This window comes from Deinococcus sp. Marseille-Q6407 (genome assembly GCF_946848805.1).
Taxonomy (GTDB): Bacteria; Deinococcota; Deinococci; order Deinococcales; family Deinococcaceae; genus Deinococcus.
Window position 1 is genome coordinate 802,649 of the sequence record NZ_CAMPFU010000002.1, and the last position, 26,929, is coordinate 829,577.

20 protein-coding genes and 1 pseudogene are annotated in these 26,929 nt (G+C 66.2%); 8 read left to right on the forward strand and 13 right to left on the reverse strand.

Annotation, left to right across the window (positions count from 1 at the left end):
• Positions 1-12 precede the first annotated feature (12 nt).
• A complete protein-coding gene (locus OCI36_RS05900; RefSeq protein WP_261664154.1) occupies positions 13-678 on the reverse strand; it encodes a response regulator transcription factor in 666 nt (221 codons plus the stop codon).
• 384 nt (positions 679-1,062) lie between these two features.
• Here OCI36_RS05900 and OCI36_RS05905 point away from each other — a divergent pair, with 384 nt between their 5' ends.
• From OCI36_RS05905 to lon, 4 genes are all read left to right on the forward strand, one after another.
• Positions 1,063-2,727, forward strand: a complete 1,665-nt coding sequence (locus tag OCI36_RS05905) for a ribonuclease J (protein WP_261664155.1) — start codon at positions 1,063-1,065, stop codon at positions 2,725-2,727.
• 200 nt (positions 2,728-2,927) lie between these two features.
• Positions 2,928-3,536: an ATP-dependent Clp protease proteolytic subunit gene (gene clpP / locus OCI36_RS05910; RefSeq protein ID WP_315941256.1), complete on the forward strand. Its 609-nt coding sequence runs from the start codon at positions 2,928-2,930 to the stop codon at positions 3,534-3,536.
• Positions 3,533-4,747 (forward strand): ATP-dependent Clp protease ATP-binding subunit ClpX, encoded by a 1,215-nt coding sequence (clpX, locus tag OCI36_RS05915; RefSeq protein WP_261664157.1) that lies wholly within the window; start codon positions 3,533-3,535, stop codon positions 4,745-4,747. Before clpP ends, clpX begins: the two co-directional genes overlap by 4 nt.
• A gap of 141 nt (positions 4,748-4,888) precedes the next feature.
• A complete protein-coding gene (gene lon, locus OCI36_RS05920) occupies positions 4,889-7,342 on the forward strand; it encodes an endopeptidase La (protein ID WP_261664158.1) in 2,454 nt (817 codons plus the stop codon).
• A 97-nt stretch (positions 7,343-7,439) separates the two neighbouring features.
• Here the strand turns inward: lon and OCI36_RS05925 are convergent, their stop codons facing one another.
• The 4 genes and pseudogenes from OCI36_RS05925 to OCI36_RS05940 form a co-directional block, all read right to left on the reverse strand.
• Positions 7,440-8,657 carry a type IV pilus twitching motility protein PilT gene (locus tag OCI36_RS05925; RefSeq protein WP_261664159.1) on the reverse strand — a complete coding sequence of 406 codons (1,218 nt, stop codon included), beginning with the start codon at positions 8,655-8,657 and terminating at the stop codon, positions 7,440-7,442.
• A gap of 58 nt (positions 8,658-8,715) precedes the next feature.
• The gene (locus tag OCI36_RS05930; protein WP_261664160.1) at positions 8,716-11,349 is read right to left on the reverse strand and encodes a type II/IV secretion system protein; all 2,634 of its coding nucleotides are present in this window, start codon (positions 11,347-11,349) and stop codon (positions 8,716-8,718) included.
• 137 nt (positions 11,350-11,486) lie between these two features.
• Positions 11,487-11,984: pseudogene (locus OCI36_RS05935) on the reverse strand (YqeG family HAD IIIA-type phosphatase); the annotation flags it as partial.
• Positions 11,981-12,829: a polyphenol oxidase family protein gene (locus tag OCI36_RS05940; RefSeq protein ID WP_261664161.1), complete on the reverse strand. Its 849-nt coding sequence runs from the start codon at positions 12,827-12,829 to the stop codon at positions 11,981-11,983. The gene OCI36_RS05940 and the pseudogene OCI36_RS05935, both read right to left, overlap by 4 nt.
• A 160-nt stretch (positions 12,830-12,989) precedes the next feature.
• Between OCI36_RS05940 and OCI36_RS05945 the strand changes: the two genes are divergently transcribed.
• From OCI36_RS05945 to OCI36_RS05960, 4 genes are all read left to right on the forward strand, one after another.
• On the forward strand, positions 12,990-13,805 hold the full coding sequence (locus tag OCI36_RS05945; protein WP_261664162.1) for an enoyl-ACP reductase: 816 nt from the start codon (positions 12,990-12,992) through the stop codon (positions 13,803-13,805).
• An 82-nt stretch (positions 13,806-13,887) separates the two neighbouring features.
• Complete coding sequence (locus tag OCI36_RS05950) at positions 13,888-14,325, forward strand: isochorismatase (protein ID WP_261664163.1); 438 nt, start codon at positions 13,888-13,890, stop codon at positions 14,323-14,325.
• A 78-nt stretch (positions 14,326-14,403) separates the two neighbouring features.
• Entirely contained in the window at positions 14,404-15,471 is a 1,068-nt protein-coding gene (locus OCI36_RS05955) for a M42 family metallopeptidase (RefSeq protein WP_261664164.1), read from the forward strand.
• A 155-nt stretch (positions 15,472-15,626) separates the two neighbouring features.
• A complete protein-coding gene (locus tag OCI36_RS05960; RefSeq protein WP_261664165.1) occupies positions 15,627-15,878 on the forward strand; it encodes a hypothetical protein in 252 nt (83 codons plus the stop codon).
• A gap of 105 nt (positions 15,879-15,983) precedes the next feature.
• Here OCI36_RS05960 and OCI36_RS05965 read toward each other — a convergent pair whose 3' ends face one another.
• From OCI36_RS05965 to OCI36_RS06000, 8 genes are all read right to left on the reverse strand, one after another.
• Complete coding sequence (locus OCI36_RS05965) at positions 15,984-16,847, reverse strand: neutral zinc metallopeptidase (RefSeq protein WP_261664166.1); 864 nt, start codon at positions 16,845-16,847, stop codon at positions 15,984-15,986.
• A gap of 217 nt (positions 16,848-17,064) precedes the next feature.
• On the reverse strand, positions 17,065-20,448 hold the full coding sequence (locus tag OCI36_RS05970) for an efflux RND transporter permease subunit (protein WP_261664167.1): 3,384 nt from the start codon (positions 20,446-20,448) through the stop codon (positions 17,065-17,067).
• Positions 20,449-20,598: 150 nt separating this feature from the next.
• The gene (locus tag OCI36_RS05975) at positions 20,599-21,894 is read right to left on the reverse strand and encodes an efflux RND transporter periplasmic adaptor subunit (RefSeq protein WP_261664168.1); all 1,296 of its coding nucleotides are present in this window, start codon (positions 21,892-21,894) and stop codon (positions 20,599-20,601) included.
• Between the two features lie 82 nt (positions 21,895-21,976).
• Complete coding sequence (locus OCI36_RS05980) at positions 21,977-22,576, reverse strand: TetR/AcrR family transcriptional regulator (protein WP_261664169.1); 600 nt, start codon at positions 22,574-22,576, stop codon at positions 21,977-21,979.
• Positions 22,577-22,664: 88 nt separating this feature from the next.
• Positions 22,665-23,768, reverse strand: coding sequence for a D-alanine--D-alanine ligase family protein (locus OCI36_RS05985; protein ID WP_261664170.1), 1,104 nt, complete (start codon positions 23,766-23,768; stop codon positions 22,665-22,667).
• Positions 23,769-23,890: 122 nt separating this feature from the next.
• A complete protein-coding gene (locus OCI36_RS05990; RefSeq protein WP_261664171.1) occupies positions 23,891-25,309 on the reverse strand; it encodes a hypothetical protein in 1,419 nt (472 codons plus the stop codon).
• 131 nt (positions 25,310-25,440) lie between these two features.
• Positions 25,441-26,133 carry a hypothetical protein gene (locus tag OCI36_RS05995; protein ID WP_261664172.1) on the reverse strand — a complete coding sequence of 231 codons (693 nt, stop codon included), beginning with the start codon at positions 26,131-26,133 and terminating at the stop codon, positions 25,441-25,443.
• The gene (locus OCI36_RS06000) at positions 26,094-26,864 is read right to left on the reverse strand and encodes a hypothetical protein (RefSeq protein WP_261664173.1); all 771 of its coding nucleotides are present in this window, start codon (positions 26,862-26,864) and stop codon (positions 26,094-26,096) included. The genes OCI36_RS05995 and OCI36_RS06000 overlap by 40 nt, the downstream gene beginning before the upstream one ends.
• Between the last annotated feature and the right edge of the window lie 65 nt (positions 26,865-26,929).

A 26,929-nucleotide genomic window follows, 5' to 3' on the forward strand; every position in this document is an offset into this window, starting at 1 on the left:
ATCAGACAGTGCTCAGCCGCGCAGGGCATAACCCACGCCGCGCACGGTGCGCAGCAGGCCGTAGCCGTCCAGGTCGCGCAGCTTGGCACGCAGGTTGGCCATGTGGACATCCACCACGTTACTGCCTTCGGGCAGGCGGCCCTGCCAGATTTCCTGGCCGATCTCGGCGCGCGAGTACACCCGGCCCGGCTGGCGAATCAGCAGGCTGAGAATGTCGAATTCCTTGGGGCTCAGCCGCAGTTCCTCGCCCTTGTAGGTCGCCAGGCGCTTCTGGGGGTCCAGGGTCAGGTCACCCATCGTCAGGCTTTCGGTGACGCGCTGGCGCAGCTGCACTTTGACCCGGGCCAGCAGCTCGTCGGGGTGAAAAGGCTTGATGATGTAGTCATCGGCCCCCAGGCCCAGCAGGCGCACCTTTTCATCCACGGTGTCGCGGGCAGTCAGCACGATGATCGGCACGGCGCTGTTCTTGCGCAGGCGCTGCACCACGTCGCCGCCGTCGAAGTCGGGCAGGCCCAGGTCCAGGATGATCAGATCCGGGTTGTCTTCGCGGGCCTTGATCAGGCCGGTCATCGCCACGTCGGCGTGGTCCACCTGGCATCCAGCATCGGTCAGGTCCAGCTTCAGGACGTTGGCGATGTCCAGATCGTCCTCGATGATCAAGATGTGATGTTCGCTCATTACCCCTCATCATAACGCTTCCTTAAGGGGGATGAAGCGGCCGCTGCCTGTGGGCGGCAAAGACAGCCGCGCCGCTTTTCCGCCCCAGAAACTGCCCGGAAGTGGGGGCGGCGGCTGTGGTAGCGTAAGGCTACTGCGGCAGTGCCTGGCTTCCCGGACTGGTGTTCCGGTTTTTTCCGTGTTTCGCCCGAGCTGGCTGGCCGGCCTCACTCCGCCTTCCACCGTCTCTTTTCGCCCTCTTTCTTTCCTGCTCTCTGCTTTCCGGCACTGTGCGGCCCCCGGCAGAGGGGAAGCTGGAAACGAATCCCTATCCCCCACTGGACACACCCTGAACGCGGGAGAGTCCAGCCGCTGCCCGTACCTGGGCAGGCCCCAAGGAGCCCCATGAACCAAAACAACACCGGCGATACGCCCGCCCCGCACCTCCAGGTCATCCCCCTGGGCGGCATGGGTGAAATCGGCAAGAACATCACCGCTTACCGCTACGAAGACGAAATCCTGCTGGTAGACGGCGGCCTGGCTTTTCCCGACGCCAGCCAACCGGGCATTGACCTGATTATTCCCCGGATGGACTATCTGCTGCAGAACGCCGGCCTGATCAAAGGGTGGTACCTGACACACGGCCACGAGGACCACATCGGCGGTCTGCCCTATCTGGTTCCCCGGCTGCCCAAGGTGCCGATTTACGGCGGCGCCCTGACGCTGGGCCTGGTCCGCGAGAAGTTCCGCGAGTTCGGCATCAAGGACAGTGACGTCGATTTCCGCGAGGTGGAAGCCGGCGACCGGCTGCACTTCGGCCAGCACTTCCAGATGGACGTCTTCCGGATGACCCACTCCATCCCCGACAACACCGGCTACGTGCTCAAGACGCCGGTCGGTCAGGTGGTGCATACCGGCGACTTCAAGCTGGACGAGGAACCCGGTGACGGCAAGCTGAGTGACCTCGCCAGGCTCAAGCAGGCCGGTGACGAGGGCGTGCTGCTGCTGCTGAGCGACTCTACCAACGCCGAGCGCCCGGGCCGCACCCCCACCGAAACCGAGATTGCCCGCAACCTCGAAGAAGTGATTGCCGGCTGCCGTGGCCGGGTGTTCCTGACCACCTTCGCCTCGCAGGTGCTGCGGCTGCAGAACATTCTGGACATCGCCCACCGCCAGGGCCGCCGGGTGGTCATCGAGGGCCGCTCGATGCTGAAATACACCCAGGTGGCGCAGGAACTGGGCTTTATGAAAGCGCCCGAGCCGTTCCTGACCTCGGATCAGGTGGCGGGTCTGCAGGACTCGCAGGTGCTGTTTCTCTGCACCGGCTCGCAGGGCCAGCCGATGAGCGTGCTGAGCCGCCTGGCCTTCGGCAACCACGCCAAGATCGCCCTCAAGCGCGGCGACTCGGTGATTCTGTCCAGCAACCCGATTCCCGGCAACGAGGAAGCGGTCAATCTGGTGATCAACCACCTCTACGAGATCGGCACCGACGTGTATTACCCGCCTACCTACAAGGTCCACGCCTCGGGCCACGGCAGCCGCGAGGAGCTGGCCGAAGTGCTGAATCTGGTGCGGCCCAAGTACTTCCTGCCCTGGCACGGCGAACCGCGCCACCAGATCAACCACGCCCGGCTGGCCCAGACTCTGCCGCAGCCCCCGCAGCGCACCCTGATTGCCCGCAACGGCGACATCGTTCACCTGGAAGAAAACGAGTTCAAGGTGACCGGCACGGTGCCGGCCGGCGCCGTGTATGTGGACGGCCTGGGCGTGGGCGACATCGGCGACGACATCCTGGTGAACCGCAGCGCCATGAGCCAGGACGGCATCATGGTGCTGACGGCCGTGCTGCACCCCACCCCGCATGTAGAAGTCGTCTCGCGCGGGTTTGCCCGGGCCAACCCCGAGCTGGACGCCGAAATCCAGCGGGTGGCCCTGGAAGCCGTGACCGAGGGCCTGCGCAGCAAGCGCCGGCTTGAAGATGTCCGCGACGATATGTACGGGCAGGTGCGCCGCTTCGTGCGCAAGGCCACCGGCCGCAATCCGGTGCTGATTCCGCTGATCGTGGATTGAAGCGCCCGGCCAGCCGGCATGAAAAACATCTAGACGCCGTGGGAAAGCGGCACCGGAAAAACCGGTGCTTGGCTTTTCCGCGGCGCTTTGCTGGGGCGGCCGCACTCCGGCCGGGCAGCCGGGAGACCATATTCATCAATTCGTCAGCTGCTGTCCTAACGTCTGTTTTGCCTCCCTTTATCTGCAGTGTGCGTGCGATACTGGAGGGTATGAGTGTCATCCCCTACGTGATTGAACAGACCGGGCGCGGCGAGCGGACATACGACATCTACTCGCGCCTGCTCAAGGACCGCATCATCTTCGTCGGCACTCCGGTGGAATCACAGATGGCCAACTCCATCGTGGCGCAGCTGCTGCTGCTCGACTCGCAGAACCCCGAGCAGGAAATCCAGATGTACATCAACTGCCCCGGCGGTGAAGTGTACGCGGGCCTCGCCATTTACGACACCATGCAGTATGTGCGCGCTCCTATCAGCACCATCTGCGTGGGCATGGCCATGAGCATGGGCAGCGTGCTCCTAATGGCCGGCGACAAGGGCAAGCGCATGGCGTTGCCCAACAGCCGCATCATGATTCACCAGGGCAGCGCCGGCTTCCGCGGCAACACCCCCGACCTGGAAGTGCAGGCCAAGGAAGTGCTGAACCTGCGCGATCAGCTGGTGGGCATCTACCACAAGCACACCGACCTGCCGCACGACAAACTGCTGCGCGATATGGAGCGCGACTACTTCATGTCGCCCGCCGAAGCCCAGGAATACGGCCTGATTGATCAGGTCATCGAACGCACCAACGATACGGAGAACGCATGACCAAACCTGTCACCGGTGACCGCTGCTCGTTTTGTGGACGGCAGCACCCCCAGATCGCCCAGCTGATCGAAGCGCCCGGGCGTACCGCCTTTATCTGCAACGAATGCGCCGAGCGCGCCTCGGAACTGGTGCGCCAGAGCATGAAAAAGTCCGGCGCCGAGTTCGACCTGGCCGAACTGCCCAGCCCCAAGGAAATCAAGGCCTACCTCGACGAATTCGTGATCGGTCAGGACGAGGCCAAAAAAGCCCTGGCCGTGGCCGTGGTGAACCACTACCAGCGCCTGTCGCACCCCGACGCCGGCCTGCAAAAGAGCAACATCCTCCTGATCGGCCCGACCGGCACCGGCAAGACCCTGCTGGCCCAGAGCCTGGCCGAGATGCTGGAAGTGCCGTTTGCTATTGCTGACGCCACCACCCTGACCGAAGCCGGCTACGTGGGCGATGACGTGGAAAACGTGATCGTGCGCCTGCTGCAGTCGGCCGACTACGACCCGCAGGCGGCCGAGCGCGGCATCATCTACGTGGACGAAATCGACAAGATCGCCCGCAAGTCCGAAGGCACCTCCATCACCCGTGACGTCTCGGGCGAAGGCGTGCAGCAGGCCCTGCTGAAGATCATCGAAGGTACCACCGCGCAGGTGCCGCCGCAGGGCGGCCGCAAGCACCCTCAGCAGGAACTGGTGCAGGTCGACACCCGCAACATCCTGTTTATCGTGGGCGGTGCGTTCGACGGCATGGAAGACATTGCCCGCAGCCGCACCAACGTGCGCAGCGTGGGCTTTGGCGCCGAGGCCAAGGGTGAAGAGCACGAAGAAGTGCGCTTTATGCCTGAGGATCTGGTCAAATTCGGCCTGATTCCCGAGTTCGTGGGCCGGTTGCCGCTGGTGGTGCAGCTGCAGGACCTCGACGAAGACGCCCTGGTGCGGATTCTCACCGAGCCGCAAGGTGCCATTATCCGGCAGTACCAGGCGCTGTTCGGCTTTCAGGGCGTGGATCTGACCTTTACCGAAGAAGCTCTGCAGGAAGTCGCCAAGCGGGCCCGCGAGCGCAAGACCGGTGCCCGTGGCCTGCGCGCAGTGCTGGAAAAAGCCATGACCGATCTGCTGTTCGAGCTGCCGCTTGAGGGCCTCAAGGACCTGAAGTTCGAGCCGGAACACATCGATCATCCGATGCGCCTGCTTGAGTCTAAGGGACTCAAGAAGTCTGCTTAATCTTCTGTAAGATCGCAACGCACATTACAGCGTTCCCGCACCCCAGCTTCTAGACTGCTTGTCTAGCAGAGTGGGGTGCCGCGCTATACCGGCTGCCCCCGAATCTCTCCCTTTACCACCTTCTCCGCAAAGGAGCACCGAATGATCTGGGAACTTCCCGTAGTTGCACTAAGAAATATCGTCCTGATACCGGGCATGACCATGAATGTGGACGTGGGTCGGCCCAAGTCCAAGCGTGCCGTGGACGAAGCGCAGGCCGCCGACCGCCGCGTGCTGCTGCTGACCCAGCGCGAAGCCCGCACCGACGACCCCACCGCCGCCGAGCTATTCGATACTGGCGTGCTGGGCGTGGTCAAGCAGGTGGTGCGGATGCCCGACAACACCTATCAGGTGCTGGTTGAAGCGCAGGAGCGCGCCCGGGTGCTGGACGAAGTGCCCAGCACCTACATGCGGGTGCGGGCCGAAACCTTCCAGATTGCCACCCCCGACGCCGAAGCGGCCCGGGTGCTGGACGTACTGGTCAGCGAAATCAAGTCCAGCTTTGAGGAATACCAGCGCCAGAATAAGAGCCTGCGCCTGGACAACTACCAGCTGGAAAACCTGAAGGCCCTCAGCGACGCCGGCCTGCTGGCCGATAGCGTGACCCATCACGCCACCTGGGAAGTGGAAGACAAGCAGGCTGTGTTGGCCGAGCCCGAACTGCGCCCCCGCCTGGAAAAAGTGCTGGGCTTCCTGACCCGTGACCTGGAACGCTTCAATCTCGACAAGAAGATCGCTGGGCGCATCAAGGAGCAGATGGACGCCAACCAGCGCGAATACTACCTGCGCGAACAGATGAAGGCCATCGGTCAGGAGCTGGGTGGCGGCGAAGACGGCCCTGCCGAGGCCGAAGCGCTCAAGGAACGGCTGGAAGCAGCCGGTATGCCCCAGAGCGTCAAGGACAAGGCCCTCAAGGAAATTCAGCGCCTGGAACGCACGCCTGGAGGCAGCCCCGAAAGCACCGTGGTCCGCAACTACGTGGAATGGCTGCTGGACCTGCCCTGGAGCCAGCGCGACGAGGAAATCCTGGACATCTCGCGCACCGAGGACATCCTGAATGCCGATCACTACGCCCTGGGCGACGTGAAAGACCGCATTCTGGAATTCCTGGCCGTGCGGCAGCTGACCCACAAGGAAGGCGAAACCGAGGAGCAGCGCCAGGAACGTACCGCCGAGGAACGCACCGACGATGCCGAGCTGCGCGCCCCAATTCTGTGCCTGGTCGGCCCTCCCGGGGTTGGTAAGACCTCGCTGGGCAAGAGTATTGCCCGCAGCCTCAACCGCAAGTTCGTGCGGATGGCACTGGGCGGCATGCGTGACGAGGCCGAAGTGCGCGGCCACCGCCGCACCTACATCGGCTCGATGCCGGGCCGCATCATTCAGGGCATGAAGCAGGCCGGTGTGGTGAACCCCGTCGTCCTGCTGGACGAAATCGACAAGATGTCCAGCGACTGGCGCGGTGACCCTTCCAGCGCCATGCTGGAAGTGCTGGACCCCGAGCAGAATCACACTTTCCAGGACCACTACCTGGAAGTGCCCTACGACCTCTCGCAGGTGATGTTTATCACCACCGCCAACAGCCTGCAGACCATTCCCCGGCCGCTGCTGGACCGCATGGAAGTCATTCAGATTCCCGGCTACACCCAGCAGGAAAAGGTGGAAATCGCCAAGCGCTACCGGGTGCCGCGGCAGATCAAGGCGCACGGCCTCGAAGGCCGGCTGGAAATCACCGACGCCGCGCTGAACCGCATGGTGGAGGAATACACCGCCGAAAGCGGCGTGCGGAACCTGGACCGCCAGATCAGCAAGCTGGCCCGTAAGGCCGCCCGCGAGCTGCTGGAACACCCCTGGGAAGGCGTGCGAGTGATCGACGCGCCGCAGATTCCCGACTACCTGGGTGTGGCGCTGCACCACCCCGAAAAGATGGAAAAGGAACCCCAGGTGGGCGTGGCGCAGGGCCTGGCCTGGACCAGCGTGGGCGGTACCATGCTGCTGGTCGAAGCGCTGGCCACTCCGGGCAGCGGCAAGGTCAACATGACCGGCTCGCTGGGTGACGTGATGAAGGAAAGCGTGGCTGCTGCCATTGCCTATCTGCGCGCCCACGCCGCCGAATACGGCGCTGACCCCGACTTCCACAAGAACATGGACCTGCACGTCCACTTCCCGGACGGCGCCACCCCCAAGGACGGCCCCAGCGCCGGCATCACCATCGCGACCGCCATCATCAGTGCCGTGACCGGACGCCCGGTGCGGATGGACGTGGCCATGACCGGCGAAATCAGCCTGCGCGGCCGGGTACTGCCGATCGGCGGCCTGAAGGAAAAGCTGCTGGCCGCGCACCAGGGCGGAATCCGCGAAGTCATCTTCCCCAAAGACAACGAACCCAACCTGCAGGACGTGCCGGAAAGCATTCGTGGCGACCTGAAGGTCCATTCGGTCGAGAAGGTCAGTGAAGTGCTGAGCCTGCTGCTGCTGTCCAAGCCTGAGCAGAATGATGACCTGACCCCCGACCCGGTCAGCGCACCCAAGCCCGAGCGCCCCCAACCTGGCGCCTGAGTGGCGCCTGAGCCTGATCGTCAGTAATAAAACCCCGCCCCTAGAGATGCGTTCTCGGGGCGGGGTTTTACTCTATTTCGCTTAAACGCTCAGGGTCTCAGCCGCGGCCGTAGGTCTTGCCGGGGTCGCCAGCGGGACCCCCCGCAGCGCTGCCCCGCCCATAGCCCGACTGTGCGGCTGCCGCGCCGCCGCCTGCGGTGCCATAACCGGCGGCCGGAATGTTGCCGCCAAGGTCGCCGCTCTTGTCGGAAGCCAGCCGGGCAAACTCCTTGCTGTCGACCGCCCGCTCCAGCCCGGCGTCGTAAGAGATCACTCGGCGGTGGTACAGCTGTGCCAAGAAAGCGTCCATGGTGACCATGCCCTCACGGGTGCCGGTCTGCATCGAGCTGACGATCTGGTAGGTCTTGCCCTCGCGGATCAAGGCGCGGATGGCCGGGTTGGCAATCAGCAGTTCATAGGCCAGCACCCGGCCGTTGCCGTCGGCGCGCGGCAGCAACTGCTGGGTCATGATGGCCACCAGGTTGTTGGCCAGCTGCACCCGGATCTGTTCCTGCTGCTCTTCGGGAAACACGTCCACGATGCGGTCAATCGACTCGGGCGCCGAGTTGGTGTGCAGGGTGCCCATCACCAGGTGCCCGGTTTCGGCGGCGGTCACGGCGGCTTTGATGGTTTCGTAGTCGCGCATTTCGCCCACCAGAATCACGTCGGGGGCCTGACGCAGCGAGGCGCGCAGAGCATTCTCGAAACTCATGGTGTCGGCATGCACCTCGCGCTGGTTGATGATGCTCTGCTTGTGCTCGTGCATAAATTCGATCGGGTCTTCGATGGTCACGATATGCAAGCGCTTGGTGGCGTTGATGTGGTCGATCATGGCGGCCAGGGTAGTGCTCTTCCCCGAGCCGGTCGGGCCGGTCACCAGCACCAACCCGCGCGGCGCATTGGCGATGTCGATGACGTTCTGCGGCAGCCCCATCTCCTGCACCGAGCGAACCTTGGTAGGAATCAGACGCATCACGCCGCCCACATTGCCGCGCTGCATAAAGGCGTTCACACGGAAGCGGGCCTTGTCACCCAGCGCAAACGAGAAGTCCAGCTCGCGGCGCTCTTCAAAGGTGCGCTGCTGTTTTTCGTTCATCATCGAATACATCAGCCGGCGGGTATCCACCGGCTTGAGCACGGCGTCTTCGTCCTTGGATTCATAGCGGCCCTGCAGTTTGAACTGCGGAGGCAGACCTACAGTCAGAATCACGTCGGACGCGTCGCTCTCGGCGGCGTATTTCAGGATGTCAGTAATGTCAGGGGCAATCTGGGTCATGGCAGCAGTCTCCTTGTGAGCGGGGAATCAAAGAAATACGGAAAGGACCAGTCAGGCGTCAGTTGCTGGTCACTGCCAGCACTTCTTCCAGGGTGGTGATGCCCTGCAGCGCCTTGTGAATACCGTCTGTGCGCAGGGTCCACATCTCCCCTTCGTCAATGGCGATGTCTTTGATGTCGGTGGCGGTCTTGCCGGCATTGATGGCGCGGCGGATGGTGTCGTCGATGACCATCAGCTCGTGAATGCCGGTGCGGCCCTTGTAGCCGGTGCCGCCGCAGCGGGGGCAGCCGGCCCCTTTCATCAGCTGGGCGCCCTGAATATCCGCTTCGCTGAGGCCCAGCCGGCGCAGCACTTCCGGGTCGGCGGTGGTGGGCTGGGCGCAGTCCTTGCACACCCGCCGCACCAGTCGCTGGGCCAGCACCCCGATCACGGCGGCGCCGATGTTAAACAGCTCCACGCCCATTTCTTCCAGGCGCACGATGGCGCCGGCGGCGTCGTTGGTGTGCAGGGTCGCCAGCACCAGGTGCCCGGTCAGCGCCGCTTCGGTGGCGATCTTGGCCGTTTCGCCGTCACGGATTTCCCCCACGAAGATGATGTCGGGGTCCTGGCGCAGGAACGCCCGCAGCGCCCGGGCGAAGGTCATGCCGGCGGCGTTGTTCACCTGGCTCTGCATGATGCCAGGAATCTCGTATTCCACCGGGTCCTCGATGGTGGTGGTGTTCTTCTCCGGCTTGGCGATGCGCTTGAGCGTGGAGAAACTGGTGAACGACTTGCCCGAGCCGGTCGGGCCAGTGACCAGAAAGATGCCGTTGGGCTTGTCGATCACTTCCATATAGCGGCGGAAATTGTGGTCGGAAAAGCCCAGTTGCTCCACTTCGGGGATGTTTTCGGCTTTCTGCAGCAGACGCATTACGGCTTTCTCGCCGTAAACGGTAGGCAGGGTGGACAGACGCAGGTCAATGTCGATGGCGCCCTTACGGAAGCGCACGCGGCCGTCCTGCGGCACCCGCCGCTCGGCGATGTCCAGCCCGCCCATGATCTTGATGCGGGCCAGCAGCGCCTGCGCCGAGCCTTTGGGCAGTGCGGCGTGCTGGCGCAGCGCACCGTCAATGCGGTAGCGCACCAGCACCTCGGTTTCGGTGGGTTCGATGTGAATGTCGCTGACGTCCTGCAAGACCGCTTCCCGGATCAGGTTTTCCACCGTGCGGACCACTGCATTGTCGTCCAGGGCGGTATCCACTTCCTGTGACGATTCCTGCAACTTCTGGCGCTCGCGGCTTTCTTCCAGCAGGCGCTGGTTCAGCTCGGCCATGTCCTTGGAACCGAAGTATTTCTCGATCAGGCGGGTGATTTCCTTTTCCACCATCACGGCGGGGGTGATCTCGCGGCCGGTGATCAGCCGTAGGTCATCCAGCGCAAAGACGTTGCGGGGATCTTTCATGGCGACCACCAATGCTTCGCCTTCCAGCCGCACCGGCGCCACGGTATAGCGCCGGGCGGTGGCTTCCGGCACCATCATCGAGACCCCGCTGTCGGGGGGGTTCCGGGCCGGGTCAATAAATTCGTAGCCCAGCTGGGTCGCCAGCGACTGCGCCAGCATCTCGGGGCTCAGCTTGCCGCTTTGCACCAGGGTATCTTCCAGCCGGCCGCCGCCCTGCTGCTGCTGCTGCATGGCCGCTTCGATATCGCCAGAGTCGGCAAAGCCCATTTCCATGATCACATCGGACAGCGACTTGGCCTGCCCGGCGCTCTGGGCATAGATCGACTGCATCTCGTCGCGGAAGGGAGCTGGGGCCGGAGCCGGGTAAAAGTTCTCGATGGCTTTTTCTACCTGACCAGGCAGGCTCATCAGGAACCGCACCGGCGACCCGACCAGCGCCTGAACCTGCTCCAGGTGCCGCGGGTCGTAGGTGACGATTTCGTACCCTTCCGGCTGCTGGCTGAGCGGCAGGGCACCATAACGCACCGCGTCGGAACGCGAGAGTACGTCCAGCACCCGTTCCGGCACCGTCATACCGCTGAGATCAGCCAGGAACTCCAGCCCGTGCTGATCGGCCAGCGAGCGGTAAAGCTGTTCCTCGCTCAGGGCGCCCTGTCCCACCAGCACTTGCCCCAGCGGCTCGCCGGTCCGCTCCTGAAACTTCAGGCCATTTTCCAGCTGCTGAGGCGTGATCAGGGCGCTGCGCACCAGATAATCGCCCAGCCGTTCCTGGCCGGCCGGCGCCTGATCAGGGCGCTGCGGCTCCAGCCCCAGCTCGGGGTAGTGCAGGGCAATTCGCCAATTGAGCGCGGACCGCATGGCCTGATACGGCTCGATGTCGTAGCCGGTCTCGTCTTCCAGCACCTCGACCGTGATGGTCGAGAGAGGATCGATCATGGCGACTTTGAGCAGGTCCCCTTCCAGCGCGAACGGCAGCGCGCCGGCGTTCTGAGCCTGCTGGCCCGGCAAGGCGGCCAACGCTTCCGGCTCAGGCTCAACCGTCATCAGGTCCACCACCGGAATGCCCAGGCTGGTCTCGATGGCATGGGCCAGACGCTTTTCGCCCACCACGCCCGAATCAATCATCACGTCGGCCAAGCGCCCGCCGACCTCGGCGTGGCGCACCAGCATGCGCTGTAAGTCGTCGTCACTGATATAGCCGCCGTCCAGCAGGACAGCGCCCAGTTTACGGTCTGCAATAGAGAGTGTCATATGTCCTCCTGCCCGCGCCCGGCCGGAGCGCGGCGTTCAGCGGGCGCGCCTGCGGCGGCCTGCGGTGGTTCCTGTAAGGCGTGATTCAGCGTGCCGTGCTTCCCCTCACTGCTTTCCTCCACCAGCTGCCAGACCTGTGGGCCCCAGTCATGGCCGTGGCGGGCCAGCACCCAGCGTTCCAGCATCCGGGCAAAGCGGGTGTGCGGCAGGGCATTGTCAATCAGCGGATGGACCAAAATGGTGTGGAGGCCGGCCAGATTGCCGCCCAGCACGTCGGTAAACAGCTGATCACCCACCATGCCCACCTGCTGAGGGGGCAGCCCCAGCCTCCGTGCGCCCCGGCGAAAAACGGCCGGGTTGGGCTTGCCGGCCATGCCAGCGCCTTCCAGGGTCAGACGGCCGCGCCATTCCTCGGCCCGGCGGGCGGTGGCGTTGCTGAGCAGGGCCAGCCGGATGCCTGCGCCGCTCATCTCCTGCACCCAGCGCACCGAGCCGGGGTGATCGTCATAGGAGTGGTAAGGCACCAGAGTATTGTCCAGGTCCAGCAGCAGACCCCGCAGGCCACGCACCGCCAGAAATTCCGGCGTGATTTCAGCCACGCCACGAATCAGATCGTCCGGTTTCAGCAGGCTCATGGGGTCAGCCTTTCATAGAGTGACTGTGTCTGTCCGGAATAGCTTTGTTCAAAAGAGTCCTGCTCAGTGGAGCCGGCAGCGGGGTCTATGAACTGAGCCACGCTACGCAGGCCAATCATGCCCCACATTCGCCCAGTCACCCCGGCGTCGCGGCGATAAGAATAGAACTGGGCGTCGGTGCTGCACCCGCCGGCCTGCCACAGGTGCTGCGGAGCCACCCCGGCTTCCAGCAGAATCTGGCGGTTGGTCGCGCCCAGGTCAAGATGACGCCCGGGACCGAGGTGCTCGCCCAGCCCGGCGGCCTGAAAAGCCTGCGCCACCTCCTGCCCCACCGGATACTGCGCCGCGCAGATACCCACGCCGATGGCGGCGCGGGTGCGCTCTGGGCGGGCACCCAGCCGGGTCATGGCGGCCAGAGTCAGGGCGGCGATGCGCCCAGTCGTACCGCGCCAGCCGGCGTGCGCAGCGCCGATCACGCCGGCTTCTTCATCGGCCAGCAGGATGGGGTAGCAGTCGGCGGTGCCGATGGCGAGCAACAGGTCCGGGTCAGCGGTGACCAGGGCGTCGCCGGTCTGCACGCCGGCCCGGGCCGGCCGCACGTCCAGCCCGTGAACCTGCTCCAGCCGGGCCACCTCATGCGGGCGGTAGCCCAGCGCGGCAGCGGCCAGCCGGCGGTTCTCGGTCACGGTCGCCGGGTCATCCTGCCGGTCGTCCAGGTTCAGCCCCGTATAGGGCCCGCCGGAGAGCCCACCGCGCCGGGTGGTAAAGCCGTGCGGCAGCGCAATCAGGGGGCAGCGCACCAATGGCAGGGGCGCCAGCGGCAAAGAAGGAGAAAGGCCTGACACCCCGGCAGTATGCGGCCCGGAGTCTCTCGGTACTCTGACGCCGGTTTTATTCTGCATCCCTCCCCAGCTCTGGAGAGCCCGCAGCCATAACCAGCAAAGTGGCAAAGGCGCCAAAAGATTGGATGCGGTCCAAAAAAATGTATGCTCTAGACTTTTCTGCATGAGTCTTAGCATTGATATGTCAGACAAGCGCGCCCTGGTGATGGGCGTAGCCAACGCCCGCTCGCTGGGCTGGGCCATCGCCGAGCGGCTGCTGGAAGCGGGCTGCCAGGTCGGCTTCTCCTACCAGGGCGAGCGCCTCAAGGGCGAGCTGGAAAAGCTGACCGCTGGCCGCCCCGGCACCTGGATTCAGCAGTGTGACGCCACCAGCGAAGAAGACCTGACGGCGCTGTTTCAGCGGGCCAAGGACGAATTCGGGGAGCTGGACTTTCTGGTGCATGCTATCGGCTTCGCGCCGCGCGCCGCGATGGAAGGCCGCTTTCTGGACACCACCGCCGAGGACTGGAACACTGCCATGAACGTCAGCGCCTATACCCTGGTCAGCGCCGCCCGGCACGCCGAGCCGCTGCTGCGCGACGGCGGCAGCATCGTGAGCCTCACCTTCCAGGCTTCGCAGCGGGTGGTGCCCAAGTACAACGTGATGGGCGCCGCCAAGGCCGCGCTGGAAGCGGCCACCCGCTACCTGGCGGTGGAACTGGGCGAGCGCCAGATTCGGGTGAACACCATCAGCGCCGGGCCGATGCGGACCATCGCCGCTCGCTCAATTCCCGCATTCGCCACCCTGTACGGCAGCGCCGCCGAAGTGGCTCCCCTGGGCCGCAACCCCACCCCCGAGGAAGTGGGCAACCTGGGCCTGTTCCTGCTGAGCGACCTCAGCACCGGCATGACCGGGCAGACCGTGTACGTGGACAGCGGCGCCAGCATTGCCACCATCAAGGCACAGGCACCGGCTGCAGCGGAGGGCAAAGACCGCTGAAAGCAGCCGGGACCCCGGGTGGCCCCGGCGCAGGTGAGAGATTTCCTACCGGAGACCTTCTCAGACCATTATCATCAGTGTCATGACTTCTGTTTCACGGCTGCCGCTTTTTGTGACGGTACAGCGGCACCATTTCGACACTTCTGCCGGCGATCATCCCCGCCTGCGGCACTTCAGGCAGCGTCTCCAGCAGGCCCGCGAACAGGGCCTGCCGGTCATTCTGGTGCAGTGGGACGGCGGGCTGTTTCCGCAGACCCCGGACACCTTCTCGCGGGACTGGGTGCTGCACCCAGACATCCGCGCCGAGGACGGCGACCTGCTGGTGCGGGCGTCCGGCCGTGATCCTTTTTCCGGCGAACTGATCGGCGGGCAGACCCTGGCCGCGCAGCTGCAGGCGATGGGCGTCACCGAGCTGGACGTGCTGGCCGTGCCGGACGCCCCCGAACTGACCGCCGTGCTGGACAGTGCGACGCAGTACGGCCTGACCCTGCACGTGTTGCCGCTGGACCAAGGCGCCTGAGCTACTGCCGCTGGGAGCGGGTCGCCAGCTTTCCTTGATTCCACTCTCCCCTTTCCCTTTCGACCCACAGGAGCCCGCATGAATACCCTTAAATCGCAAGACCTGCCCGCGCTGGACCTGGACTACACCCTGGACGTGCTGATCCGTCTGCTGGATACTCCCAGCCCCACCGGCTACACGGCCGCCGCCGTGGAATTGATCGAGGCCGAGCTGGCCGCGATGGGCGTGCCAAGCGCCCGCAACCGCAAAGGCTCGCTCAGCTGGGAAATCGCCGGGCGCCGCGAAGGCCACGTCACTTTCAGCGGGCATGTGGACACCCTGGGCGCGATGGTCAAGGCCATCAAGCCCTCGGGCCGGCTGGCCCTGAGCATGCTGGGCGGCTACGACTGGGCCACCATCGAAGGCGAGGACGTAAAGGTGCACACCCAGCTGGGCCGGGTGCTGACCGGCACAGTGGTCAACACCAAGCAGAGCAGCCACGTGCACGGCCCGGCGCTGCGCGACCTGAAGCGCGACGCCAGCGTAATGGAAGTGCGGCTGGACGAGGTGACCGCTTCGGCCAGCGAAACGCGGGTGCTGGGTGTGGAAGTGGGCGATTTCGTCTCGCTGGACGCCCGGCCTCGGCTGATGCCCTCGGGCTACCTCAAGTCACGCCACATCGACAACAAAGCGGCGGTGGCGCTGTTTCTGGCCCTGACCCGGGTGCTGGTGCAGCAGCCGCCTGTGCGCAGCGTGGCTTTCCACGTGACCACTTACGAGGAAGTCGGTCACGGCGCCGCCACTGGGATTCCGCCGCACACGGACGAGCTGATTGCGGTGGACATGGCCGCTGTAGGCGAAGGTCAGACCAGCTCCGAGCACCACTGCACCCTCTGCGTGGGCGACAGCGGCGGCCCCTACGACCACGCCCTGAGCAGCCGGCTGCGGCAGGTGGCCGCCCGCAGCGGAGTGGACCTCAGGGTGGACATCTACCCCTACTACGCCTCGGACGGCACGGCGGCGTGGCGGGCCGGTGGTGACTTCCCAGTGGCCCTGATCGGCCCCGGCGTGGACGCCAGCCACTCGTATGAGCGGACCCACACCCAGGCGCTGGAACAGACCGGCCGCCTGATGCTGGCCTACGTGCTGGACGACCCCGAAAACTGAAGCGAGAACGGGACAGCCACTCAGGCAAGGCGCCAAAGCGGCACATTTCATTTAGAAAGCGCTGAGCAAGCGCGGCGGGTCACGTTTGGGCCCGGGGGGCGTGCCATGCTGAAGGTACGCCCCCCCTTTTGCCGTTCCCAGATGGAGGTTTTCTGATGACTCTGCAACAAGCGACCGGCCCTTACGACCGTCCCCCCAGCCCCGCCAACGAACCTACCGATGTGCCTTCGCCCCGCCCGGAGCGGATGCCCGGACAGGACACCGATCCCACCCCGGTTCAGGACCACCCCAACCCAGACACCCCCGGCCTGCCCACGCCGGATGCCCCCAGCAACCCCGACACCCCCGGGATGCCTGGTATGCCTGACTCGGTGCCCGGTATCCCCAGCCCAATGCCGGCAATGTAAACCTGCGTAAGCTGCAACCCTATAAAAAAGCCCCCCGCTTTTCCTCTCACAAGGGAAGAAGCGGGGGGCTTTTTTGTGTTGTGAGCAGGACTGCTTAAGAGCAGCTCAGAGCTGACGGTAATCCACGTTAAAGGTGTCGCACTGGTCAGGGCTGCCACTCTTGAAGCCCTGCATGAACCACTTGACTCGCTGCTCGGACGTGCCGTGAGTAAAGGAATCCGGCTCCACGTAGCCACGGCCACGCGACTGCAGGGTGTCGTCCCCAATGGCAGAGGCAGTGTCTACCGCTTCACGCACGTCGCCCTGGTTCAGCTTGGCCAGGTCCGAGACGTGATTGCCCCACACACCGGCAAAGCAGTCGGCCTGCAGCTCGGTGCGCACGCTTAGGCGGTTGGCCTGGGCTTCGGACATCCGCTGCTGCTGGCGCTGCACCTGATCGGCGATGCCCAGTTCGTTCTGGACGTGGTGCCCCACCTCGTGCGCGATCACGTAGGAGTAGGCGAAGTCGCCGCCGCCGCCCAGTTGCTGCTGCATCTCATTGAAGAAGCTGGGGTCGAGGTACACGGTGCTGTCTACTGGGCAATAGAACGGCCCCATGCCGCTGGTGCCGGTGCCGCAGCCGGTCTGGGTACGGCCGATGAAGCGTGCGAATTTGGGCTGAGTGTACTGCTGGCCCGCCTTGCTGAAGATGTCGCCCCAGACCTGGTTGGTGCTTTTGGCGATGCTGTCGAGAAAATCGCTCAGTTCGTCGCGCTGCCCGCCGGATTGAGCCTGAGTCTGCGTCTGGGCCGGTTGCTGCTGCACCACGCCGCTGTTGGCCACGATGCGCGGGTCAATGCCGAAAAAGGCCGCCACCAGCATCAAGAGCAGGCCGCCGATGCCGCCGATGGCCAGGCCACCGCCACCACCGCCGCCTCCCCCTCTATCCTCGAATCCGCCGCCGCTGCCGGGAAGATTTCTCCATTCCATAGTGTTCTGTCTGCTCCTTGGCGCGGGCACCCGGGCCCGGCCCTGTGTGGTCTTGTTTGGTTTGCTGCCAGGGGCAGGTGATCCCCACGCAGTATGCCCACAGTGTAACGGCGCCGCACCGAACAGGTGCAGGCGCCGCTGGCAGCATCAAGGAAAGGCTAACTTTAAGGCCAACTTTTCTGGCCCCGCCGCCGGGGGGGGAGGCGGGGCCCCGGAATCAGAGCGGGGCCGGGGCGGGTTCTGCCGTGGGCAGGGCTTCATCCGGCGCCGGAGGGGTATTCTGGCGGCCGCGTTCACCCAAGTAGAACACGCTGGGCACCACATAGAAGGTGAGCAGCGTGGAGGTCACGATACCGCCCAGAATCACGATGCCCAGGCCACGGCGGAACTCGGCGCCGTCGCCCTGGCCCAGAATCAGCGGGATGCTGATGACCAGCACCGTCAGGGTGGTCATCAGGATGGGCCGGAAGCGCAGTTCGGCCGCTTCGATCAGGGCGGCCCGCAGCGGCTGCGAGCGCAGGCGTTCGGTCACGAATTCCAGATACAGGATGGAGTTCTTGGTACTCAGACCCAGCAGAATCACCATCCCGATCATGGTGATGACGTCCAGGTCGGTGCGGAAGATATTCAGCGACCAAAGCCCGCCCACCAGCGCCAGGGGCACCGGCAGCAGCAGGTACAGCGGGTAGCGGAACGAGTTGAACTGGCTGCCCAGCACCAGATAGGTGAGCAGCGCCGCCAGCGCGACCAGCACCGGACCGTAGAAAATCAGGTCCTGGGTGAGGCCCGCGCTGCCGAACGCACTGGCGTTGCCCAGGGTCACGTTGTCGGTCAGCAGGCCGGCAGCAGTCACCTTGTCGGTGAGCTGCTTGCCGTAAGCGAAGGCATTGGGGCCGCCCGGCACCAGATCAATATCTAGCGTGGCGGTAAAGGCCTTGTTCAGCCGCGAGAGCGTGGCCGGCGCTTCCCCGATCCGGAATTCGCCCAGCGAGGCCAGCGGCACATTGGCCCGCAGGGCCGGCGCGTAAACGGTCTGGCCCAGCAGGGCCTGCTCGGTGGGCACCCGAGCCGGGTCCAGCCGCACCACGATGTCCTCGCCGGTGTCGCCCTGGCGCAGCTGTCCGGCCACGCTGCCCTCGTTGTAGGTGCGCAGGGCACCCGCAACGTCGTTGGCGGTCAGGCCGGTGCCGCTCAGACGGGCCGGGTCCGGCACAAAGACCCGTTCCTGGCGGGTGTCGCTCAGGCTGCTGGTCACGCTGGCCACGTTGGGGTCGTCACGCAGCAGCTGAATGACCTTCTCGTGCCGCTGGCGCAGCAGGGCCTGATTGGGCGCGGCCAGCGCCAGGCTGATGTCACTGCTGCCGGCCGGGCCAGCTTCCACCGATGACACCCGCACTTCGGCGCCGGGGACGGCCGCCGCCAGCGGAGCCAGCTCGGTGCGGTAACGCTCGACCAGGTCCTGCACGCCGGGGCGCTCCTCTTTGGGCGACAGGTTCACGGTGATGTTCGATTCGTTGGAGCGGGCGCCGGCCAGCGGGCCGCCGGAGCCCACGTCGGCCTGCACCAGCTTGACTTCCGGCTTGGCGATCAGGGCGTCTTCTACCCGCGCGGTCAGGGCGTTGGTGGCGTCCAGCGAACTGCCGCGCGGCAATTCCACCTGCACCGTCAGCAGGCCCGAGTCACTTTTCGGCACAAAGCTGAAGCCCACGCTGCGCAGCGCCAGCGGGGCACTCAGCAAGAACAGCCCGGCGGCCAGCACCGCTGCCCAGGGCCGGTCCAGCAGCCAGCGCACCGAGCGAGCGTAAGCGCGGGCCAGCGCCGAGACCACCGCTTCGGTGCCGCGGTGCAGGGTGCCGGTCAGGGCTTCCAGCAGGCCCAGCAAAGCGGCCGTAACGTAACGGAACACGGCCAGGGTCAGCGGGGCCAGCAGGCTGATCAGGGCCAGGCCCCAGGGTTCCAGCCGGTAGCCTTGCCGCAGCGCCGCCCAGTCGGCCAGCAGCCAGGTGGCGGCGCCGGCCAGCAGCAGCGCCAGCAGGCCGCGCCCGGTCCGCACGCCGCTCAGCGCCTGGCCCAGCATGGCCGGGAACTGCGCCAGCACACCGGGCAGGCCGGCCCAGCTCACCGGCTCACGGTCGCGGGTGTAGGCCAGCCGCACCGTCAAGAACAGCAGACTTTCCAGCCAGCTCATCAGGATGGCGGCTGAGAGCCCCAGCCCGAACTGGCTGAAGAACTGCCCCAGCAGCCCCGGCATCAGGCTCAGCGGAATCAGCACCGAGAGCAGCGCGAAGCTGGCCGCCGTGACGGCCGAGAACACTTCCGAGCCGCCCAGCAGCACCGACTTGAGCCGGCCGTAGCCCAGGTCGCGGTAGCGCTGCACGTTCTCAGCCACCACAATAGAGTCATCTACCACGATCCCGATCGCCACAATGATCGCCAGCAGCGAGACGATGTTGAAGGTAAAGCCCAGCTGGCTGTAGACCAGCGGCGCCGCGCTGATGGAGATAGGCACCGCCAGAATCACCGCAAACACGGTGCTGAGCCGGCCTAGGAACAGCAGCACGATCACGCCCACCGCCGCCACCGCAATCAGGAATTCGCGCAGGGTATCGTTCACGGTGGCACGGGTGATGTCGGTGGTGTCGGTCGCCACGCTCAGGCTGTAGCCGGCCGGCAACTCGGCGGCCTGCTCCGATACGGCGTCACGCACAGCGCTCGATACCGCCACCGAGTTGCTGCCGCTGGTCTTGCGGATATCCAGCAGCACCGCCGGCTGCCGGTTGACCCGCGAGAGGTTGCTGACGTCCTCGCTGGCGTCGCGCACGTCGGCTATGTCGTTGATCTGAATGCCGCGCGACGAATCCACCAGGATGTTGCCCACGTCCTGCAGGGTGGCGGGCGTGTTGCGGGTGGAAAAGGCGATTTCCTGGCCGTCTTGCACCAGGGTGCCGGCCGGCATATCCAGCGCCGAGGCACCGATGGCGCCGGTCACCTGCGCGGCGCTCAGGCTGTAGGTGTTCATCCGGGCGGGGTCCAGCAGCACTTCCACCCGCCGCTCGCGGCCACCCGACACCGACACGTCGGCCACGCCCGGCAGGCGTTGCAGGCGCGGCACCAGAATGTCTTCGGCGTAGCGGGCCGCCTCGGCGGGGCCGACGCCGCCCGAGAGCAGCGCCAGGGTCAGAATCGGCTGAGCGTTGGGGTCGAACTTCTGCACCACCGGAGCCTGTGCGCCGTCGGGCAGGGCGCCCCGGATGGCCGAGACCGCCTGCGACACCGAGTTGGCCGCCGAATCGATATCCACCCCGTCCTGAAAAGTGATCACCACGGCCGACTGGCTGCTGACCGAAGTGGTGTTCACGTCGGTCACGCCCGCCACGGTGCTGATGGCATTCTCGATCCGGGTGCTGACCTCGCGGTTGACCTGTTCGGGGCTGGCACCGGGGTAAGTGGTGCTGACCGCCAGCACCGGCACCTCGAAATTGGGCAGCAGGTCGGTGCCCAGACGGCTGGCCGAGATCAGGCCCAGCAGCACCACCACCACGAAAATCCCGATAGAAAACACCACGTTGCGCACGCTGAAGCGCACCGCCGGGTGAATCAATGGTTCGGGCGAGCCGTCGGGCAGGCGGCCGGGGGCGGGGTTTAAAGGGGTCGGGCCGGCCGTAACGGTCGTACCCGGGCGCGGGCGTGCCGGAGGTCGGCAGCGGGGCGCTGGCCTGCGGCTTATCCCCGGATTCGGATTGCGGCTGGCTCACGAGTCTCCTCCTTCGGTGGCGGTGCCGGAAGCGGCAGCAGCCCTGGCAGCCGGCTGCACCTGCACTTTCGAGCCGTCCCGCAGTGAGCTGGGCACCGGGTAAATCAGCCGGGCACCGTCAGGCAGGCCGCTGACCGCCACCCGGCCGTCGCTCTCCGCCTGCACCGTGACCGGCACCCGGCGGGCCACGCCGCCTTCAGCCACATACACGTAGTTCTCGGCACCCGAGACATTGATGGCGCGGCTGGGCACCAGCACGCCGTCTGCCAGTTCCAGGCGGTAGCGAATCTGCACGCTGGCCCCCAGCGGAATATCGCGGCCGCCCTGAATGCGGGCGCGCAGTGGTACCTGCCGGTCCTCGCCGGCAATCCGCTCGCCGCCTTCCACCACCGCCACGTAGTTGGTGCCGCCGTAACCCAGGTTCATGCGGGTGCCGGGAGACAGCTGCGCGGCGTCCTGCGGAGGCACGCTGAACGCCGCCCGGATCGCCGAGGCGTCCACTAGCCGGAAGACCGGGCTGCCCTGGGCGGCAAATTCGCCTGGTTGGACCAGCTGCTTGCTCACCACGCCGGCAAAAGGCGCCGTGACGCGGGCGCGGCCCAGACGGTCTTCGGCCTGGGTGACAGCCGCCTGGGCCGACTGCACCTGCGAGCGCAGCAGTTCCAGGTTGGCGCCGGTGCCGCCGGTGCCAGCCCGGTTGGCGGCCAGCTGCGCCTGAGCCTGGGCCAGCCCGGCGCGGGCCTGGGTGACCCGGTCACGGGCGGCTTCCAGCTGGGCGGCCGGGGTGGCATCTCCAGCGTCCTCGGCACGCCGCAGTTCCCGCTGCGACAGGTCAAGGCTGGACTGCGCCGCCGTCACGGCTGCCTCCAGCGCCCCGGCATTCTCGCTGAGGCTTTGCCGTGCGCTCTGCTCGCTGATGCGGGCCTGTTCCAGCTGGGCGCGGGCGTTCTGCACGGCCTGGCGGGCGTCGGTGTCGTCCAGCCGGGCCACCACGCCGCCGGCCGCCACGCTCTGGCCCTCGGCCACGTCGTAGCCCAGCAGGGCGCCGCTGGTCAGGGCCGCCACACTGCTGGTGCGGCTGGCTTCGGCAGAGCCAGTCACCCGGCGTTCGGCCCGCAGGGCGCCGCGCTCGGCCACCAGCACCTGCACCGGCTGGGCCGTCACCTTGGGCGGGGGAGCAGATACGTCCACCCGGGGTGCCGGCTCGGCGGCGGGTTCGGCAGGGCGGCAGCCGCCGAGGGCGGGCAGCAGCGCGGACAGCAGCAAGACGGAAGACAAACGAAAACGGTTCATAGGGCACCTGCGTCAGGGAAAGAGGGGCGGGGGGCGGCTGTGTCCAGTCTGTGGACTGAACGCCAGGTTTTCAAGTCAGGACTCATTTAGGTTCCATTCCGGGCCACAGCAGGTCGAACAGGCCACGCACGAAGCGGCCCGGATCGCGCTCGGGCTGGGGGGCGCCGCAGGCCGGCATTCGCCCCTGCTGCAGCCACTGACTGAGGGCCCCGGTAATGGTCAGGGCAGTCAGTTCGGTATCCAGCGGGCGCAGCCGGCCCAGTTCCAGCTCGGCGCGCAGGTAGCCGGCCAGGGTGCCGGTGTCCTGCTCCAGCGGATTGCCCAGGCGGGCCAGCAGCGGGTTATGCTCGGGTGCGTGCCCGCGCGAAAAGACCAGCATCAGGGCGTCGAGCAGGTCCTGAGCTTCTTGCAGGTAACTCATGGCGCAGCGTTCCAGGTTACGGCGCACCTCGCCCCGCCCCACCTGTGCCAGCAGCTCAGAGCGCCAGCGCCCGTAGCGGCTCAGGCCGATGGCTTCCTCGAACAGCTCTTCTTTGGTGGCAAAGCGGCTGAAGAGGGTGCCCTCGGAAATCCCGGCCCGCCGCGCAATTTCAGCGGTGCTGACGCCCACCCCCTGCTCCAGAAAGGCGCTGCGGGCGGCGGCCACCAGGTCCTCGGTCTCGATGATCTTGGGTCTCGCCATAACTGAGTATGGCCTCAGTTAAGCTGGCAGGACTGTCACAGGGCGCAGCAATGGCCGGCCCTGGTCTTCTCCTCCCCTCCGGGGCAGGTCAGCGCTTTTCCAGCGCCAGCTCAATCAGGCGGGCCACCAGTTCCGGGTAGCTCAGGCCGTACGCCTCCAGCAGCGAAGGGTACATAGACGTGGTGGTAAAGCCGGGCATGGTGTTGATCTCGTTGAGGACCAGTTCCCCGGTTTCCTCCACATAGAAGAAATCCACCCGGCTCAGCCCGGCGCAGTCCAGCGCGCGGTAAGCCTGCAACGCCAGCGCCTGAATCCGCTCCGGCACCCCTTCAGGCAGCGGCGCCGGAATCAACATCTCGGCGCGGCCCCCGGTGTATTTGGTGTCGTAGTCGTAAAAGTCGGTGTCGAAGCGCAGTTCACCCACCGGGCTGGCAATGGGGTCATCGTTGCCCAGGATGCCCACTTCCACCTCGCGGGGCTTGGCGCCGGCGGCCGCTTCGATGATGACCCGACGGTCGTGCTGGAAAGCCAGGGTTAGGGCGCCCTCCAGCTCGCCGGCGTCATGAACCTTGCTCACGCCCACGCTGCTGCCCATGTTGGCCGGCTTGACGAACAGCGGAAAGCCCAGCTCGGCGGCGCGGCGCTGCACGCCCTGCGGGTCATGCTGCCACTCGGCGCGGCTGGCCTGCCGCCACGCCACCTGCGGAATCCCCACCGCTTCCAGCACCAGCTTGGACATGATCTTGTCCATGCCCACACTGCTGCCCAGCACGCCACTGCCCACAAACGGCAGCCCCGCTAAGGTCAGCAGGCCCTGCACGGTGCCGTCTTCGCCCATTGGGCCGTGCAGCAGCGGAAACACCACGTCGTAGCCGGCAGCGTCGGCCACCTGCTGCAGCATGGGGGCGCCGCCCGACTCGGCCACGCCCGCGCCCAGAGCCTGCGCGGTTTCGGCCGGGGGCAGCCAGCGGCCCTGCTTGGAAATGACCACCGCAGTCACGTCATAGCGGTCGGCGGGAAGCGCGGCCAGCACCGAGCGGGCGCTGGACAGGCTGACCTCGTGCTCCTCGGACTGCCCGCCGGCCAGCAGCAGCACGCGGCGGCGCGGCTGAGAGGCAGCCGGTTGGACAGCAGCGGCACCGGGCCGGGCAGAATCAGACGAAACAGGGGTGGGCTGAGTCGAATCGGACATACGCCCCGCAGTATGCCACCCCGGCCGCCGCTGGCCGGCCGGAACACAGCAAAAACCGGAGGAAAAAATCCCCCGGCGTGCGGGCCGGGAGGACGGCAGTCTTGCTGGGAGGTGCCCGAGCCTTACTGCGGGATAGTCACGGTAAAGGTGCGCTCGGCCCGGCCGCCGGCCGGCAGGGTCAGGGCCAGGCGGGCGTCATTGCCGCTGCGGCTGACGCCTTCGCCCTGCGTTCCGGCCCCGGCCTTCACCTCGGCGCGGTCGCTATAGACCGTCTCGGTGATTTCCACCTTCACCGGCTGCCGCTTGCTGTTTTCCAGCGCGTAAGTAACTTTAAAGACGGCGGCGCGGCTGCTGCGGCTCACGGTGCGGACCGAGCGCAGGTAGCTCACGTCCGGGTCGCGGCCCAGGGCGAAGTCCACCGGCTGCCCCGCCGCCGTTTCCTGCACGCGGGTCTGTCCGGTCACGCGGCCGTCCTCGCGCACGGTCAGGCCGCCGCCGGGCAAGGCACGGTCGGCCTTGAAGCGGTAGTAGCGGTTCAGTACGCCCCGGTCACCCTGCTCGGAAAAGCCGCGCTTGAGGCCCGCGTAGGCTTCAAAATCTTTCACGGCCGGCGTCATGAAAGGCAGGGTCACGGTGCTGTTTGCCGGCAGGGCGAACGCTTCGGTCAGCGCGTAGCGGTAAATGCCGTTGAGGCTTTCCTGCTGAGCGATTTTGCCGGCGGAGGTGCTCTGTGTGTCAGCAACGAAGTTGGCGGCAGCCGGTACCGCACGGTACATCTCGTAGTCGCGGTTCAGGTTCACATCGCCGGCCAGCAGCTCGGTGCTGCCCACCTGATAGTTCAGCTCGGTGCCGTTGGTCACGTCCGCCAGGGCTTCTAACGTGGGCTTGCCGCCGATGATACGCAGGGTGTAGCGCGGGGTCCAGCTGAGCGAACGGGTCAGGTAGCTCAGGGTGCCTTTGCCGGCAGCCGGAGCCGCTAGGGTAAAGGTGCTGACTGGCAGCGCGCCGTAACCGCTTTCAGGCGGCAGCACCGGAAAGGCCAGCTGCGCGGCATCCACCCGGCGGTACAGGCCCTGCGCGTCCCGGATCAGCACGTCACGGGCACGTACCAGGGTCACGCGCTCGGGGTCACGGCCGGGTTCGTGCAGCACGACCTGGCGGCCTTCCAGCCCTTCCAGCCAGCTCGCCTGGGTTTCATGCACGGCGCGGGTGTAGGGCAGACCTTCCAGCTCCAGCGAATCGCGGATCAGGCCACTCCAGGCACTCTGGGGCCACACCACCGTCAGGGAGCCGCCCTGGGGCGTCACCGGCTGGCGCACCTCGGCAAAATCCTGGTACAGCCGCAGATCGGCGTTCAGGGGCTGCCGCTCTGCCGGCGCCTGCGCGGGGGCGCTGCGGGCGCCGCTTCTCTGCGGCTCAGTGGCTTGAGTATCCGTTTTCTGGGTGTCCGCCGCCGCAGCGTTCGCCGCCTGGGACCCGGCGGCCTGGGCCGCCCCCAGCAGCAGCGGAGCAGCCAATAAAGCCAGCATGATTTTTTTCATATCCCGACTCTGGCATCTCTCGCCTGACCCACCATGAGAGCAGGATGATGGCGGCCGCAGATGAGGCCGCCATCATCCGTCGTCATTTGGCCGGGCCGCCGGCTTCTGACCACCCGAGGTGCTCTTTGCAGCTACTGCCGCAGGCTGACCGTAAAGCTGCGGGTCAGCCCGCCGCCGGCCGGTACCCCAGCAGTCAGATGGACCTTGCCGCCCTGCAGCTGAGCGTCGCCGCTCACCCGAGCGTCACCGTACACCTGCTCGTTGATTTCGGCGCGGACCGGCTCTGAGCGGGCATTTTTCAGGCGGTAAGTCACGCGGTAGGTCACCCGTTTGGCTTTTCCTTCCGGGACCACGGCGCCCTTTTCCACACTGCGGATGTAGCTCAGGTCCGGGTCACGGCCCAGCGAGAAGTTCACCGGCTGCCCAGCGGCAGTTTCTGACAGCCGGGTCTGGCCGGCCAGGCGGCCCTGCTCGCGCACGGTCAGCGTGCCCCCCGGCAGCGGCTGATCGGCCCGGAAGCGGTAAGAGCGGTTCAGCACGCCCTGGGTACTCTGGGCACTGAACCCGGCGTTCAACCCCGCGTAGGCGGCAAAGTCGCTCAGTGCCGGCGTCATAAAGGGCAGGGTGACGGTGCTGCCCGCCGGCAACTCGAACGGCCCCGGCAGGGCGTAGCGGTAAATCCTGTTCAGGCTCTCCAGCGCGGCAATGTCGTAAGCGGCCCTGCCGGTTTCCGCTGTGGCCGCAGTGGTCTGGGCGCGCGCCAGCGGAGAACCCGGCTCCGGCGTCAGGCCCACGTCACCTGCCAGCAGTTCGGTGGTCTGCACCTGATAGGCCAGGTCACTGTGGTTGTGCAGGTCGGCCAGCGCTGAGAGCTGGGGCGAGGGTCTGCACTGTCCTCTGGGCCACCCTCTGCGCCGCCGCCCAGATTCAGGGTGTAACGCGGTGACCAGCCGAGCGAGCGGGTCAGATAGGTCAGTGTGCCGCTGCCGGGCGAGGGCAGGTCGAAGGTGGAGGTGGTTACGCCTTTGCCGCCCAGGGGAGGCTGGTCGGGCACGGCCAGCTCCTGCGGCGGCACCTGACGGAACTGCCCCCGGCGGTCCCGGATCAGGCCGTCGCGGGCACGAATCAGCGTGACCCGGCTGGCGCGGCCTTCCTCATAGAGAGTCACTTCCTGGCCCTCATAGCGCTGCAGCCAGGGCGCATCCAGCGCATGAACGGCGCGGGTGTAGGGCAGGCCCTCCAGGTCCAGCGAGCCGGGCACCAGCCCCTGCCAGGCGTTTTCAGGCCAGCTGTAGCTGAGGCTCTTTCCGGCCGCCGTAACGGGCGTCCTCACCTCAGCAAAAGTGCCGTACAGTCGCAACTCGCTGGCGGCCGGCCGGGTCTGCTCATCTGTCCCCTGTTCACCTGCCGTCTGCTTCCCACCCGGGCTCTCTGGGCTGGTTTGCGCTTGGGCTACGCTGCCGGGCAGCTCCAGCCCGCGCCCAGCCAGCGTTCCCAGGCCGGCCACTGTCAGAGCGCCCAGCAGGGCCAGGCCCCAGTTCGTTTTTGTATTCATGCTCTGATGCTAAGGTCCAGCCGGGAACGCGCCGTGAAGGCCAGAGTGCCTGGCCTTTCATTTCG

Bases quoted from the DNA above. Each gene is read 5' to 3' on its own strand.
- OCI36_RS05900 (WP_261664154.1), bottom strand. From the start codon at position 678: ATGAGCGAACATCACATCTTGATCATCGAGGACGATCTGGACATCGCC.
- OCI36_RS05905 (WP_261664155.1), top strand. From the start codon at position 1,063: ATGAACCAAAACAACACCGGCGATACGCCCGCCCCGCACCTCCAGGTC.
- clpX (WP_261664157.1), top strand. From the start codon at position 3,533: ATGACCAAACCTGTCACCGGTGACCGCTGCTCGTTTTGTGGACGGCAG.
- lon (WP_261664158.1), top strand. From the start codon at position 4,889: ATGATCTGGGAACTTCCCGTAGTTGCACTAAGAAATATCGTCCTGATA.
- OCI36_RS05925 (WP_261664159.1), bottom strand. From the start codon at position 8,657: ATGACCCAGATTGCCCCTGACATTACTGACATCCTGAAATACGCCGCC.
- OCI36_RS05930 (WP_261664160.1), bottom strand. From the start codon at position 11,349: ATGACACTCTCTATTGCAGACCGTAAACTGGGCGCTGTCCTGCTGGAC.
- OCI36_RS05945 (WP_261664162.1), top strand. From the start codon at position 12,990: ATGAGTCTTAGCATTGATATGTCAGACAAGCGCGCCCTGGTGATGGGC.
- OCI36_RS05950 (WP_261664163.1), top strand. From the start codon at position 13,888: ATGACTTCTGTTTCACGGCTGCCGCTTTTTGTGACGGTACAGCGGCAC.
- OCI36_RS05955 (WP_261664164.1), top strand. From the start codon at position 14,404: ATGAATACCCTTAAATCGCAAGACCTGCCCGCGCTGGACCTGGACTAC.
- OCI36_RS05960 (WP_261664165.1), top strand. From the start codon at position 15,627: ATGACTCTGCAACAAGCGACCGGCCCTTACGACCGTCCCCCCAGCCCC.
- OCI36_RS05965 (WP_261664166.1), bottom strand. From the start codon at position 16,847: ATGGAATGGAGAAATCTTCCCGGCAGCGGCGGCGGATTCGAGGATAGA.
- OCI36_RS05975 (WP_261664168.1), bottom strand. From the start codon at position 21,894: ATGAACCGTTTTCGTTTGTCTTCCGTCTTGCTGCTGTCCGCGCTGCTG.
- OCI36_RS05980 (WP_261664169.1), bottom strand. From the start codon at position 22,576: ATGGCGAGACCCAAGATCATCGAGACCGAGGACCTGGTGGCCGCCGCC.
- OCI36_RS05985 (WP_261664170.1), bottom strand. From the start codon at position 23,768: ATGTCCGATTCGACTCAGCCCACCCCTGTTTCGTCTGATTCTGCCCGG.
- OCI36_RS05990 (WP_261664171.1), bottom strand. From the start codon at position 25,309: ATGAAAAAAATCATGCTGGCTTTATTGGCTGCTCCGCTGCTGCTGGGG.
- OCI36_RS06000 (WP_261664173.1), bottom strand. From the start codon at position 26,864: ATGAATACAAAAACGAACTGGGGCCTGGCCCTGCTGGGCGCTCTGACA.